Origin of the sequence: Methanotorris igneus Kol 5, from assembly GCF_000214415.1 — an archaeon.
Taxonomy (GTDB): Archaea; AGJL01; Methanococci; order Methanococcales; family Methanococcaceae; genus Methanotorris; species Methanotorris igneus.
In genome coordinates this window covers 1,659,650-1,674,203 of sequence record NC_015562.1, presented here as the reverse complement: position 1 = coordinate 1,674,203, position 14,554 = coordinate 1,659,650, and the positions used below count along the sequence as shown (strand labels likewise).

Below are 14,554 nucleotides of genomic sequence, written 5' to 3'. Positions count from 1 at the left end.
TTAAAGCATGATTAATATTTAAATATCCACACTTAAATAATTTACCTCAAAAAATAATAAAATAATAAATTGAATTCTCTATAAAACAGTAAAATAATATATACCAAACAGTAATGACTTAGGGAAAAATGTGTTTTCTGATTTTAGGTTGTGGGCGTATGTTAAATTTTAATGTGTGATTTAACTTACTTAAAATCAAAAAATCACCTTTTGGAGGGAGATGCTATGAAATATCTAATCACAACAGCATTGGCATACACAAACGGACCTTTGCATTTAGGGCATGCGAGAAGCACATATATCCCAGCAGACATTTTAACAAGATATTTAAAATTAAGAGGAGAGAATGCCATCCATATTGGGGGGACAGATAACCACGGAGTCCCAATAACATTAACAGCAGAGAAAGAAGGCACCACACCCGAAAAAATTGTTGAAAGATACCACAATGAAATAAAGAGGGATTTAGATAGCTTAAATATTGAATTTGATGCATTTGGAAAAACCCACAGCGATATTCACATAGAGACAGCACAAGAATTTTACAAAAAATTAAAAGAAAATGGATACATTTATGAAAAGGAAATTGAGCAATTTTACTGCCCAAAATGCAGCAAGTTTTTGCCTGATAGATACGTTGAGGGAACATGCCCACATTGTGGAGGAGAGGCAAGAGGAGACCACTGTGAAGGTTGTGGAAGGCATTTAGAACCAACAGAATTGATTGACCCTTACTGTGTTCACTGTAAATCAAAACCTGAGGTTAGAAAAACTACCCACTATTTCTTTAAGTTAAGTGCTCTAAAAGAGCAATTAAAAGAATACATAGAGAATGCAAAAGAAATGCCCGAACATGTAAAAAACATGGCTTTGAGTTGGATTGAAGAATTGCACGACTGGGATATCTCAAGAGATATAAGTTGGGGAGTTCCTATCCCAGATAATCCAAACCAAGTAATGTATGTCTGGTTGGAGGCACCTATTGGATATATATCAAACACAAAACTTTTAGGAGATATTTGGAAAGAATACTGGCTTAAAAATAATGACACAAAAATATACCACATGATTGGGAAAGACATCACGGTTCATCACGCCGTCTTTTGGCCTGGAATGTTGATTGCGCATGGAGAATACAACTTACCAAGTGCAGTTGTTAGTGGGGGTTACCTTACATTAGAAGGAAAAAAGATGAGCACAAGTAAAAAATGGGTCGTTTGGGTGAAGGATTTTGTTGAAAACTTTGAGGCAGATTATTTAAGGTATTATTTAACAATGTCAGCCCCATTGCATAAGGACTGTGACTTTTCATGGGATGATTTCCAAAGAAGGATTAATAATGAACTCATTGACATTATAGGGAATTTTACACACAGGACCTTTGTATTCACCCACAGAAAATTCAAAAAAATCCCAATAGTTGACGAAAACAGATTAAAAGAAGAAGATAAAAAGTTATTGGAAAAATGCAAAGAAACCATTGAAAAGGTCGATAAACATATAAGAAATTTCGAATTTAGGGATGGTCTTGTGAGTATTTTACATTTAGCAAGGGAGGGAAATATCTACTTCCAAAACATGCAACCATGGACAATTGAGGATGAAGAGAGGTTGGAAGAAATCTTATATGTTTGCTGTAAAGTGGTAAAAACCATAACCTACCTTCTCTATCCATACATGCCTAAAAAGGCAATGGAACTTTTAAATATGATGAATGAAGAATTGGATTTGGGGTTGAGAGGAAACGAATTGAAAAAACCAAAGATTATATTCAAAAAAGTAGAAGATGAAAAAATCAAAAAGATGAAAGAAAAATTAAAGAAAGTTGAAGAAGAAAACAAAAAGAAAGAAGAAAAGAAAGAGGTGAAAGGCATGGATTTGATTGATATTGAATATTTAAGCAAAATAGATTTGAGAGTTGGAGAAATTAAGAGCGCTGAGGATATTCCAAAATCAAAAAAACTTTTAAAATTAATTGTTGATATTGGTGGAGAAGAGAGGCAAATCGTTGCAGGAATAAAAGGACACTACACACCTGAAGAATTAGTTGGAAAAAAGGTAATTGTTGTCTGTAATTTAAAACCAGCAAAATTGTGCGGAGTTAAGTCAGAGGGTATGTTATTGGCAGGAGAAAACGAAGATGGAAGTGTTGTCAGTTTATTAACTATTGATAAGGACTTACCTGCTGGAAGTAAGATTCACTAAAAATAGAGGCAAAACCTTTACTTAGCCATTTTTACTATTTTATGAGTATTTTCTAAATAATGTGTAATGTCTTGTAATTTTGTGGTTGCTTGCTGCAGCATCTGCTACTTGACTTGATGAACCTTTTGCTGTAACTACAGAATCCTTAAATATTTTTAATATAAATACCATGATGCCACTTCCTTTGCCCAGTATGTTATTATGAAATCTGCCCCTGCCCTTTTTATACTCAATAATGTTTCAAATATTGCACTTTCTCTATTCAACCATCCATTCCTTGCTGCTGCTTCAACCATTGCATACTCTCCACTAACACAATATCCTCCAATAGGCACATCAAATCTGTCCCTTGCCATCCTTATTATGTCCAAGTAAGGTAATGCTGGTTTTACAAGTATTAAATCCGCCCCTTCTTCAATGTCCAACTTAATCTCTTTCATCGCCTCTCTTGCATTTCCAATATCCATTTGATAACTTTTTCTATCCCCAAATTTTGGGGCACTCTCTGCTGCATCCCTAAATGGGCCGTAGAAAGAGGATGCATATTTTGCCGCATAACTCATTATAGCAACGTCATCAAATCCATGTTTTTCTAAGGTTTCCCTAATTGCTTTAACCCTCCCATCCATCATATCTGACGGAGCTACAATATCAGCCCCACTTTCTGCATAGGAAAGTGCTATTTTACTTAAAATCTCCAAGGTTTCGTCATTTAATATCTTTCCATCCTTAACGATTCCACAATGTCCGTGGGATGTGTATTCGCATAAGCAAACATCTGCAATAACCAAAAGTTCATCCCCCAACTCATCTTTAATACCCTTTATAGTTTTTTGGATAACTCCGTTTTTATCATAAGCAGATGATGCTACTTCATCTTTGTGTTTTGGGATTCCAAACAAAATAACTGCTGGAATACCTAAATCAGCAATTTCTTTTGCTTCTTCAACAGCTCCCTCTATGCTGAATCTATATTGGTTAGGCATTGATTGTATTTCCTTCCTTTCATTGCTTTTCAAATTTTCATCCACAAATATTGGCATTATTAAATCATTTTTTGTTAATGTTGTTTCTCTAACCAAATCTCTAATTTTTTGGTTTTTTCTCAATCTCCTTGGTCTGATTAGCATAGTAATCCCTTGTACTATTTTCTCATATTACCCAATATTTGATGTTTTATATAAAATCATTGTTTTATATTTTCTATTTAAACGCAAACTAAATTTTAGTATAAATTTCCTTTTTAATTTCTTTTAACTCCTAAGTCCTCAATCGTAACCAATGGAATCAACTCAACACCAATATTTTTTAAATTCTCTTTTGCCCCTTCTAATCTATCAACAACAACAAAAACTTTCTCTACAATTCCTCCATTTTCTCTAATTTCATTAACTGCCTTAATAACACTTCCACCAGTTGTAGTCACATCCTCAACCACAACAACCTTATCTCCTTTATTCAATTCTCCTTCAATTTTATTTTTAGTCCCATAATCTTTAGGTTTTTTTCTTATGATGAGTAATTCTTTATCAGTTTCTATGGATACCGCTGTTGCTATAGGGACAGAACCTAACTCAACACCAGCAACCTTAACATCCTCATTTTTTATATACTCTTTTATAAGTTTTGCAATGCATTTTAACACTTTTGGGTTTGTAGTGGCTTTTTTTATGTCAATATAGTAGTTACTCTTCTTTCCAGATGCTAAAATAAATTCTCCAAATTTTATACAACCAACTTCTTTTAAAAGTTCTATAAGTTCTCTTCTTAACTCTTCCATATCATCACCAACCAACTTATTTGAGATTATGAGGCAAATATAGTGTTTGCGTTAGATGTTGAATATAACCATAATTTGGGAGAAGTATTGACTTATTTTTAAAATTTAGGACCGGATAACAATCATTTAAAATTTTAGGGTATGCAATAAGTTCCAATAAAATTTCGCAAAAACTAATAAAAAATCATAAGTATCTTTAATGTAATAAAAATTATAAAAAACCTTGGTATAAAAGAGGTGGTTGTATGGATATTAAAAAGGTAGGAATTTTATTTTTGATGTTTATTTTTTTATCATTTTGTAGTGCATTTCCCACAAACGCAATAGTTATAGCAAATAAGGATAGTGTTGACTATGATTATGCAAAATTACTAATGAACAACATGTATTCAAACAAAAAAGTAACTGTTGTTGGAAATCATATAAATATAACAGACACAAAGGTCTATTATATTCCAGCATACAACAAACTAAAAATTAGTGAAAATGGAGAAACGCTAATTGTTGAGTTTGAAAACAACAACAAATCTATACAATACAAAAGCTTAACTTACGAAAGGGAAATAAACTTTGAAAAAGATAAGAAAGTTGAATTTTTTGGAAAACTATACAAGATATTAGATCATGATGGGGATTCATTAATACTTGGAGATGAAGTGAAAAATATTACAACCAATGAATCATTTGAATACAAAAACTATAAAATTGTTCTCAAAGCTGTAAGTTTTGATAAAAATGAACTTTTAGTAGATGTATATAAGGACAATGAACTAATTGAAAGTGTTAAACTAAAGAAAGGCAAATATCACCAAGTTAAAGATTCTGATATTGGAATAATATATAACGAAACTTACGAAAGTTTAAAAAGATTGTATTTCAATTTTAATGTGTATGATGCTATAAAATTGGTTGATGGGGAAGAATTCCCATTGAACAAAGATTTTATTGTATATATTAGAGGTAATAAGATTGAATTAGAACATAAGCATCCAGAAAATCTCCCAGAGAACTTTAAAATCATGAATTTTAATGTGTATGTTGATAGTTTTGGGAATATAACAACATTTAGAGTAAAAACAACTCACAACTATGAAGAAGAAATAGATGACATTCAATATCTTGGGGATGACGTTTGGGGGATAAAGGAAGGAAATAAAACATACGTGTTCTATTGTGGGGAAAAATACAAAAACGCAACATTTTACTTTGGATGTGGAAAAATTTTAGATGATAATGTTTTGAAGGTAGATTCTGACCTAATATTAATTGGAGGGCCAGTTTCAAATAACATAACTAACCAAATAAAGGATAAGTTAAAGATAAAAATCGACAACAACAACCCAGGTAAAAATAGAGGGGTAATACAACTCATAAAAAACCCATACAATCCAAAGCACAACATTCTTGTTCTTGCAGGTTCTGATAGAAATGGTACAAAAGCATGTGTTTTGGCTGTAATTAATGGAATATACAAAAATCAAGATATTATGATTGTTGAATTAGATGGGGATAAAGTAAAAGTCATTAAATAAATTTTAATAATAGCACTGGCTTTATTAGCCGGACTAAACCAAAAATATAATTTATCACATTATCCCCCAGAAGATACTTTTATAATCTTTATATTATCATTTTCTATTAATTCATCATCGTCTAACAAAAATTCATCATTTCTCATGACTATAACATTTCTCAGGTTCAATTTTTTCAATAAATCCCCAACCTTTGAACCTTTTTCAACCTCAATTACTTTTGTTATGTTTTCAAATTCAACATGGACTTTCATATCCATCAGCCAAATATGGTTGTGTGCGAATTTTTTAAACTTAAACTTATATGCATATTAACCTAATAAAATACCAATATAGGCAACATTTAATATTTTTAAGCATTATTTTTAATGTTTTTTTATATTGTTGTTTTTACCTAAATTTCATTGAAACCAATCTGGAGTTTTCACTAATTTATATCCTCCCAAAGGTCCAGATTTACTTTCAATTTCAAATCCCAAATCTTTCAAGTCTCTTATTCTATTATGTACGGCAACTCTACTACTCCTGCCTATAAACTTTTTTAAATATTCTCCAGAAACATATTCAGAGTTTTTCGTGAATATGCCTTTTTTTTCAAGTATCTTCCGTGCTTGGTTTTTACCAACTTCCTCACTCAAACGCCTATATAATTCCCCCACTCCAATTAAAATATTGAGTATAATAAAATGCCCAATATCAAGCTTCACATTGCTCTCATAAGCCCTCTTTAAAAATTCCCAAAAATCAAAGTCCTTCCTATTAACCATTGATTCAATTTCCTTTTCAATATCAACATACTTACTCTCAATCATCTACATACCCCTCTTTTTTGCCACCTTTCTTGCAAGAGCAACCTCCCCTATCCTAATCAAACCAGCAAAGAACTTCTCCAAACCACCACATGCCCAAATTGCCTTACCAAATGTAGCATTTTTTATCCTTCTCTCATATTCTTCAGGAGTAATCTCCTCTCCAGTTGTCTGTTTTGTTACAATTGCTGCTGCTTCCATCAACTCTTCCCAAGTTATACCCCTAAGCTGTTCCTGCAGTGTCTTAAATAACTTATAAACGGGTATGTCATAGAGTTTTGCAAGTGTCTTTGTAATATCACAATTCCTAACTATACCCACAACCTTTCCCTCATTATTGACTACTGGAATACTAACAACTTTATACTTAACTATTTTAATTACCGCTTCTCTTGCCTCATCATTCTCATTTAACACAATAACCTTATCAACGTCGTGCATAAATTCTTTTATTTCTTTCTTTTTATCTTCATCATTAAGTATTAGCAAATCAATAGCATTAACCCATCCAACTAATTTATCATGTTCATCAACAACAGGGGCAGAGTATCTATTTTTTTCATGCATTAATTTAGCAACTTCCTCAACTGTATAATCTGGATAGACCTTCAAAAAGTTAGTATCCATAAGTTCCTTCACTTTCATAGAACCTCCTCCCAATACAGACAATCCTAACGTTTAATTTTTGTTTTTAATCTTTATTAATTTTTTCAATTTTTATTGCATTAACTGGACATACGTCTCTACACCTACCGCAGAATATACATTTTTCTTTATCTATCTCAACTCCTTCAGGTATCTCTTTTATTGCATTAACTGGACAGACCTCAATACACGCAAGGCATCCAACACATACGTCATTATTTACAGATATGATTTTGTTAAATATAACCCCTCCCAATTCCTTCTCAACTTCTATTGCATCTTTTGGGCATACATATGCACAAGCCCCACAACCCATGCAGAAATTTAAATCAACCTCAAAGTTCTTACCAATCTCAACTTCTATTGCATTTGTTGGGCAGAACTTTGCACATATACCACAAAATACACATTTATCCCTATCAAATTTGTAATTCTTCAACCTCAATTTCCTATGAGGGACACTGAGCTCTTTGAGTTCATAGACAATATGATCTTTTTCAGCATAAGCCCTACCTTCAATAACTTCAATTGCATTAACTGGGCATGTTTGGGCACATATCTCACATTTTACACATTTGTCTGTTATTTCAGCAGGTCTCTTTATAGTTGGTTTTTTTATTGCGTCAACTGGACATTCCTCAACGCAAAGATTGCATCTCACACATTTATCTGGATTAATGAATATGGTTTTTTCTTTTATTGGTTTTATATTTTTTAATACCTCTTCCACTTTCTCATGATCCATCTCAAACTTCTCTCCTAAATCTGAGATTAAATCCTTAAATGACTTTTTTATTGTTATCATTAGCAATCACCATTATTTGTTGTCAAGGAAGCTCCGCTCTTTAGGGCGGAGAGGGGTTAATATCGAGGTTGTCGAAAAATTATTTCATCAATGAATTTAAATATTACTCTCTAATACTAATAACTCTCATTAGTGTTAAAATATTATGAACGATTGCTACTGCTAAAGTAGCTCTACATCTACTTTCAGGTAGTTTTTCATTTAGAGTTAATCTAAATTTAGTTTTTAGCCCTCCAAATATCGCTTCTATTACCCCTCTAATTTTATACAGTTTCTTATCAAACAATTTTTTAACTTTCTTTCTGATTTTAGAAATACCGTAATCCCATTTAAACTCTTTTGTTTTAACTATTGGAATGAGGTCTATGGATAACAACTCTCTAAGTAAATCTTCATCATCGTAACCACCATCCAACAATATTATCGCACCTTTCACAAAATCTAAAGATTTTATCATTTTTAGTAAGTTTTTACTGTCTGAACTATATCCATTATCCCATTTTACCATAACAATCGAAATTAATCCATAATCTTTATAATAGCAAGCTAATACGTGCATTTTGTCAAAAACCCGATACTTTACCTTTTTTATTTCATTATTCACAACTCTGATTCTTTCACAATACACTCTTAATAAATGGACTCCAGTGGAATCAGCTATGTAAATTATAACCGATGATTTTAACGAATTAGCAATAATTAAGTGTAATCCAACGATTATTTTAGTTAAATCGCTTATTTTAATCCTCTGAAAAGCTTTTCCGTATGTGGAGCTATCTATATGCTTTTTATGTAAATAATCGGAAAGAGTTTCTAAATCTCTTAAACTAATTCTAAAAATGTGTTTTATTATTAGAGTAGCTATATATTCATTGTAACTTATAGCTAAAGGCCTTCCTACTTTGCGTTTTTCTTTATATGGAAGTAAAATATTTATAATAAATGAAACAAAATCATAAGTGTACTTAATATTGAATATCTTAAACCTCTTATCGTAGGCTTTCCAGTATCCTTTTCTTTTGGTTTTTCTGCCGCTCATAATTATTATTACTATTATTTATAGTATTCGTATTTTTCGACAACCTCGTTAATATCGATAAACTTATATACAATGTTGTTATATAGTATTCTTTGAAGGCTGCCTGACCCAGCCTGATGAACATAACCTGCCCGATGACGCCTCGGCGACGAGGATGAGAGGGTGTTCCCCATGGGAACCTCCGCCCTAAAGGGCGGAGAGGAGGTCAGCTAAATTCAATGGCATCTAATGGGCATACCTCTCCACAATGACCACATAACGTACATTTCTTCATGTCAAATTTTAAGGTGCTTTTATCTTCAAATATTGCACCAAATGGACAAGTTTTAAGACAAACTAAGCATAAACAGCATTTTTTTCTATTGTAGATAAGTTCTTTGTATTTTTTTATGTTTTTCTCAATTTTAAGTTCCCCATCTTCAATTTTTGCAGATGCTTTAAAAATATTAATTGCATTAACTGGACAAACCTCAACGCACTTTCCACAATATATACATTTTTTTTCATCAATTTCAACTGGGAAAGGCGTGTTTGGCTCTATTGCATTAACTGGGCAAACCTCAACACATCTATTACACGCAATGCACTTTTCTTCATTAACTTCAATCTTTTTCATGCTTGCTTTTATGTTGAAATTGGGAATAATCTCTTCCCCGTTAAAGTATTTTTTTAAAATATCATTTAGCATAACAATCCCTCATACCAAATTATACGGCAAAACCTTGTTTTGCCATAAAAATTAATTACAATAAAATTTAATTTTGGATATAAACTACGGTAATTTTCCATAAAGTAGTCAGGTAAATTTTTTTATGCCATAGTTATTTCTTAAATAATTTCTTAATTTCATTTTCAGCAATCTTTTCAAGTTCTGATTTTGCAAGGACATATTTTTTGGAATATTCTTCCAAGTCCCTCCTCATAATTCCTCTGAGTTCATCACATATGGCAGTTAATTTATATTTCATCAATGCTTTCTCTGTTTCAACTAAACTTATTGCATTAACAGGACATTCCCTTGCACACATTCCCTCCCTTGCACATTTCAAAGGGTTTATGTAAGGCAGTTTTGTTTCGTCCCCTATCTTTATGGCATTTACATTACAGACGTTGTAGCAAATTCTACAACCAATACATTTACTCTCATCAACCATGTAACAAACATCAGTTCTTTTTGGTTTTGGTTTAAGTTTCTCTGTTCTTAAAGCATTTGTTGGACAAACCTCCAAGCATAACCCACATTTAACACACTCAATAACCTTATGGTTTTTAATATCAATTTTCCCAACACAAACATCCACACAGTTATAACAATCTATACATAAACTTTCCACAATATATGGGACTTTATTAATCTTATTTTTCTCAATTTCAATTTCTCCTGTAAGCATTTTGAACTTAATCTTTTGAGCTTTGTCAATTTTTTCTTTTAGGTCTTTCTCAGTAAATTTCCTTATGGCATCAACTGGACAAACTTCAACACATCTATTGCATGCAACACAATCATGCAAATGAATCTTATACTTCCCTTCTTCATAATGAATTGTTTCAACTGGGCAGTTCTCTTTACATAAACCACACTTAACGCATAACTCCTCATCAATAATTAAGTTGGTGTATTTTGGAATGTCAAATGGTAACCCATCTGTATCTTCCCTTAAACTATCTATTTCCAAAACACCCGTTGGACATGCCTCGATACAGTTTCCGCAACTTATACATGAACCATCATCAATCTTTGGGATTTCTTTTTTAAATTCTTTATTATAGATCATTTCTATTGCAAAAGATGGGCAAGATTCCTTACATGCAGTACAACTTATACATTTTTCTATATATTGGACTATTGGAGGAACTTTTCTATATCTTTTTTGTGGAATAGTGCTTTCTTTTTCCGTCTTTGCATCAAAAAATTTCTTAAGCCATTTTTTCTTGGCAAATTCATACAAATACCAAATAGCGGATGACATAATACCACCTTGTCACAACATAATCTTAGAATTTAATGGTTCTTTCTTTGCCGTTATTAACATCCTTAACAATGATTGCCCTTTCAGTGCAAGATACGCATGGGTCTATTGAGGCATAAGTGGCAACTGCATCTGAGATTGTTGGACATGTTTTTAGCATATACTTATATGCCTCCAAATTCATCACTGTTGGAGTTCTTATCATTATCCTCTTTATTATTCCATCATTCGTTATTGCTATCTTATACAAAACCTCTCCTCTGGGAGCTTCGTTCCTCCATTCTCCTTCCCCACCTTTTACATGGACCTTTTTTCTAACTCCCCCAGAACATTCTTCATAAAGTTCCAATGCCTTTCTAACCAACTCAATACTTGCAAGTACCTCTTCGTGCCTTACCATCATCCTTGCAAAGTTATCCCCCTCTTCCCTCCAAACTGGTTTAAACTTTAATTCTTGATATGTTGGGTGTCTTAATCTCCAATCACTCTCTGGCAATCCAGAAGCCCTTGCCACAGGGCCGACAGCCCTTGTTTTCATAATCTCTCCATAGCCAATAACCCCTATACCTTTACTCCTCAAACCTATCATTGGACCAGTTTCAAATGCCTCTATGATATTTTTTATGTCATCTTCAAATTTATCCAAGGTTCTGTATATCTTATCCATCATTTCCCTATCAATATCAACTCTAACTCCCCCAACAACATTGAATCCCATATTTACCCTGTTTCCAGTAATCATCTCCAACAAATCCATTATCATTTCCCTTACATTTAACAACCACATACCTATTGTTTCATGCTCTATTGCAAAGTTGTAAACAGCAGAAGCAATGAGATGACTATGGATTCTTTCTAATTCACATGTTATAACCCTTAAATATTTTGCTTTATCTGGAACATCTATTTTTGATATGTGCTCTATACACTCCACAAATGTTTGGGTGTGGATGTAGGAGCAAATTCCGCAAACTCTCTCTGCTAAATGAACTCCTTTTAAGTAATGCTTTCCTTCCATTATCTTTTCTATTCCTCTATGCACATAACCCATCTCTATCTCTGCATCAACGACTCTTTCCCCTTCAACATGCAACTTTATCCTCAATGGTTCTTTTAATATTGGATGTATTGGACCTATTGGAATCACTGCCATATTATCACGGGATTTTAATTTGATTTTAAATAATTACCTCTCCCTTTCTTATCTTTTCTTTAATCATTTTCTCTTTCATTGCTAATGCATCAGGCCCCACTTTTAAAATTGCCTCTATGATTTCAGAAGGCCTTGGAGGGCAACCAGGGATTTTTGCATCTACGGGAATTACCTTATCAATTCCACCAACAACATGCCCTTCCTTAAATATGCCCCCACTCAAAGCACAGGCACCAACAGCAACAACTATCTTTGGCTCTGGTGTTTTTTCGTAAATTTCTTTCAATCTTTCCTTCCAAGGAAGAGTTACTGGACCTGTAACAAGTAAAACATCTGCTTCTCTTGGGTTATTATGGACAAAAATACCATACTGCTCAATATCATACCTTGGGGCTAAGCAAGAGACAATCTCAATATCACAACCATTACACCCACCGGTATTAACAACACAGACATGGATTGACCTCTTTCTTACAAATTCCTTTAGCATGTTATTCCTCCCTCAAATCCTCCTTTAATAATTGGATAATTAACTTCCTTCCTTCCTCCAATGCCTCCTTATATGGCTTTTTATACAAAATATGGGATTCAACAACTTTTTTCCTAATCAAATCAGCATCTTTCTTTGATATCAAACCAAAGAAATCACTAAGCCAACATAATCCTAAATCAATATCCACTCTTCTTCCCAAACACCCCATCTTTGCCTGCTCTGCATAGGCATGGAGTTCATACAATGTTGCACTATCACACTTCCTTACAAAGATCTCAACGACTTCTTCAGTAGGAAGATTCAAGACCTTTGAAATTGGAATTATAACTTCTTCCATAATGTATCTATTATCCCTAATGATGTTGTATTTTTGCTCTAAACTGTCTTTTTTGTATTTTTCATCTATTTTTATCATTACAATCACCAAAAATTGAATTAAATTTTTAAACTTAAATATATCAATACTGCAATAATCACACCAATTAAAAACTCCATCCTTCCATACCCTGGTCTCATCCCAAGTGGAAATCCAAGAAATAAACTTCCTATAGGCGGAGATAAGTTAAATATTAACCCTCCAATAATTGCAGATGCTAATGCCAATTTATCAATGCGTTTTTCTACGTATGGGGCTTTATATTTGCTGTAGCTATATACCAAACCCAAACAGATGCCAACAATAAATGCTATTATGTTAAGGAGCATATAACCACCCTACACTGTATAAGCAGAATCCTAAATAAGCGAATCCAATCAATACAAGGAACATAAATGCAATTTCCAGTTTTTCCATTAAATGGCAGATTTTTTTGTATTTTAGCAATAAAATTCCAACAAATATTCCAACAAAAATTAAACTTAATGACATAATGTTTAATTGGTAAATACTCACACTTATTATATACAAGACAGTAATCAATCCAGCAATTGATAAAAGATAAAGGTAGAGCATTTTTTCACCCAAAACCTTTTATACGGCAAAACCTAAGGGTTTTGCCATTAATTTTTGCTTATGTCATCAATCTATAAGCAACATCAATCAAAACCAACGCCGCTATTGTAATTTGAAGCATAACTGAGTGGTGTGGAGCAAGTAGTGGGGTTAAAGCACATATAAATGAGATTACAACCGTCATTATTGTCATTGCAATTAGTGTTATTATTGGATTTGAAACCACTATTGGCCCTATAAACAAAGCCAAGAACAACCACAGCAGGACAAACCATGCTACTGCCTCTCCCATTAAGATTATACTCTCCAACAACCCATAATGTTCTGTAATGTATCCACTAACAATATCTTTCCCCTTCACTATTGTAAATGGGCTGTATGGTGCTTTTGAAAGCACAAGCACAAAGAACGCAAATGCTGCCAATGGAAGTTTGAATAATAATGGTCCATGTGCTGCTTCATAAGCCAATATATCCTCAATTATGACTGAATGGGTTGAAAGATAGATTATCCCAACAACTGCAAATAATGGCACCTCTGCCGCTGCGGAGAAAACACTCCTAACCCCACCAACCTTTCCATACGGAGAACCGCTACTCAATCCACAACCGTGCTCTATAATCTTTTGGAGGACGTAGAGACCTATTAGAATTAGTAGAGATGATTTCAATGAGATTCCAATGAACAAAGCTCCCAACCAAACCATTAAACTCATCAATGCAACAAACACATATAGTGGATTCCCTGCTGAGATTGGGAAGGTAATTTCTTTAACATAAAACTTTAGAATATGCAACAAATACTGAATTATTGGAGGGCCTGGCCTTCCCTGAATTCTCGCCATTATTTTCCTATGCAACCCTAACAACAAACTACCAACTAAAAATGCATACAATGACAATGATAAGGATCCCAATAACGCATCAAAGTTCATGTTATCACTTCCAGATTATTTCTCTCCTCACCACCCTCTAAATGGTATTTGTCCTTCTTTTTTTCTCCTCGTTGGTGGAATTAAAAACGTCCCAACTCCATAAATGAACATGGGAGCAAATATAGAGAATACCATATAGGTAACAACTTCACTATTGGTAATTAACAATATGCAAAATCCAATGAGTGATAATATTAAGCATACGATTCCACTTTTCTTTTCTGGTGTCATAGTCCC

Annotated in this window: 18 protein-coding genes; 2 read left to right on the top strand and 16 right to left on the bottom strand. The window is 33.1% G+C overall.

What is annotated here, in order from left to right; translation table 11 throughout:
* The first annotated feature begins 225 nt into the window (after nt 1-225).
* Nucleotides 226-2,205, top strand: a complete 1,980-nt coding sequence (metG, locus tag METIG_RS08240) for a methionine--tRNA ligase (RefSeq protein WP_013799761.1) — start codon at nt 226-228, stop codon at nt 2,203-2,205.
* A 155-nt stretch (nt 2,206-2,360) separates the two neighbouring features.
* On the opposite strand, the gene hemB is transcribed toward metG, so the two are convergent.
* Together hemB and pyrE are read right to left on the bottom strand one after the other, a co-directional pair.
* Nucleotides 2,361-3,335 carry a porphobilinogen synthase gene (gene hemB / locus METIG_RS08235; protein WP_013799759.1) on the bottom strand — a complete coding sequence of 325 codons (975 nt, stop codon included), beginning with the start codon at nt 3,333-3,335 and terminating at the stop codon, nt 2,361-2,363.
* Between the two features lie 113 nt (nt 3,336-3,448).
* Nucleotides 3,449-3,985 carry an orotate phosphoribosyltransferase gene (pyrE, locus tag METIG_RS08230; protein WP_013799758.1) on the bottom strand — a complete coding sequence of 179 codons (537 nt, stop codon included), beginning with the start codon at nt 3,983-3,985 and terminating at the stop codon, nt 3,449-3,451.
* A gap of 245 nt (nt 3,986-4,230) precedes the next feature.
* Between pyrE and METIG_RS08225 the strand changes: the two genes are divergently transcribed.
* Nucleotides 4,231-5,517, top strand: a complete 1,287-nt coding sequence (locus METIG_RS08225) for an S-layer protein (protein WP_013799757.1) — start codon at nt 4,231-4,233, stop codon at nt 5,515-5,517.
* A gap of 59 nt (nt 5,518-5,576) precedes the next feature.
* Here METIG_RS08225 and METIG_RS08220 read toward each other — a convergent pair whose 3' ends face one another.
* The 14 genes from METIG_RS08220 to METIG_RS08155 all read right to left on the bottom strand — a co-directional run bounded on the left by METIG_RS08220 (nt 5,577) and on the right by METIG_RS08155 (nt 14,548).
* The gene (locus tag METIG_RS08220) at nt 5,577-5,777 is read right to left on the bottom strand and encodes a MoaD/ThiS family protein (RefSeq protein ID WP_013799756.1); all 201 of its coding nucleotides are present in this window, start codon (nt 5,775-5,777) and stop codon (nt 5,577-5,579) included.
* Nucleotides 5,778-5,918: 141 nt separating this feature from the next.
* Nucleotides 5,919-6,329, bottom strand: a complete 411-nt coding sequence (locus METIG_RS08215; protein WP_013799755.1) for an HTH domain-containing protein — start codon at nt 6,327-6,329, stop codon at nt 5,919-5,921.
* Nucleotides 6,330-6,971: a CBS domain-containing protein gene (locus tag METIG_RS08210; RefSeq protein ID WP_013799754.1), complete on the bottom strand. Its 642-nt coding sequence runs from the start codon at nt 6,969-6,971 to the stop codon at nt 6,330-6,332.
* A gap of 46 nt (nt 6,972-7,017) precedes the next feature.
* On the bottom strand, nt 7,018-7,776 hold the full coding sequence (locus tag METIG_RS08205; protein WP_013799753.1) for a 4Fe-4S binding protein: 759 nt from the start codon (nt 7,774-7,776) through the stop codon (nt 7,018-7,020).
* A gap of 103 nt (nt 7,777-7,879) precedes the next feature.
* Nucleotides 7,880-8,815 (bottom strand): transposase, encoded by a 936-nt coding sequence (locus METIG_RS08200; protein ID WP_013798476.1) that lies wholly within the window; start codon nt 8,813-8,815, stop codon nt 7,880-7,882.
* A 205-nt stretch (nt 8,816-9,020) separates the two neighbouring features.
* On the bottom strand, nt 9,021-9,503 hold the full coding sequence (locus METIG_RS08195) for a 4Fe-4S binding protein (protein ID WP_013799752.1): 483 nt from the start codon (nt 9,501-9,503) through the stop codon (nt 9,021-9,023).
* A gap of 133 nt (nt 9,504-9,636) precedes the next feature.
* Nucleotides 9,637-10,785, bottom strand: coding sequence for a 4Fe-4S binding protein (locus METIG_RS08190; protein ID WP_013799751.1), 1,149 nt, complete (start codon nt 10,783-10,785; stop codon nt 9,637-9,639).
* A 25-nt stretch (nt 10,786-10,810) separates the two neighbouring features.
* Nucleotides 10,811-11,938, bottom strand: a complete 1,128-nt coding sequence (locus tag METIG_RS08185) for a hydrogenase large subunit (RefSeq protein WP_013799750.1) — start codon at nt 11,936-11,938, stop codon at nt 10,811-10,813.
* A 25-nt stretch (nt 11,939-11,963) separates the two neighbouring features.
* Nucleotides 11,964-12,428 (bottom strand): NADH-quinone oxidoreductase subunit B family protein, encoded by a 465-nt coding sequence (locus METIG_RS08180; protein WP_013799749.1) that lies wholly within the window; start codon nt 12,426-12,428, stop codon nt 11,964-11,966.
* 1 nt (nt 12,429) lies between these two features.
* Nucleotides 12,430-12,846 (bottom strand): DUF1959 domain-containing protein, encoded by a 417-nt coding sequence (locus tag METIG_RS08175; protein ID WP_013799748.1) that lies wholly within the window; start codon nt 12,844-12,846, stop codon nt 12,430-12,432.
* Nucleotides 12,847-12,866: 20 nt separating this feature from the next.
* Nucleotides 12,867-13,136 (bottom strand): energy-converting hydrogenase subunit EhaL family protein, encoded by a 270-nt coding sequence (locus tag METIG_RS08170; RefSeq protein ID WP_013799747.1) that lies wholly within the window; start codon nt 13,134-13,136, stop codon nt 12,867-12,869.
* Nucleotides 13,126-13,383 carry a hypothetical protein gene (locus METIG_RS08165; protein WP_013799746.1) on the bottom strand — a complete coding sequence of 86 codons (258 nt, stop codon included), beginning with the start codon at nt 13,381-13,383 and terminating at the stop codon, nt 13,126-13,128. The genes METIG_RS08170 and METIG_RS08165 overlap by 11 nt, the downstream gene beginning before the upstream one ends.
* Nucleotides 13,384-13,441: 58 nt before the next feature.
* Nucleotides 13,442-14,317 (bottom strand): respiratory chain complex I subunit 1 family protein, encoded by an 876-nt coding sequence (locus tag METIG_RS08160; RefSeq protein ID WP_013799745.1) that lies wholly within the window; start codon nt 14,315-14,317, stop codon nt 13,442-13,444.
* Nucleotides 14,318-14,344: 27 nt separating this feature from the next.
* Entirely contained in the window at nt 14,345-14,548 is a 204-nt protein-coding gene (locus METIG_RS08155; protein WP_013799744.1) for a hypothetical protein, read from the bottom strand.
* Between the last annotated feature and the right edge of the window lie 6 nt (nt 14,549-14,554).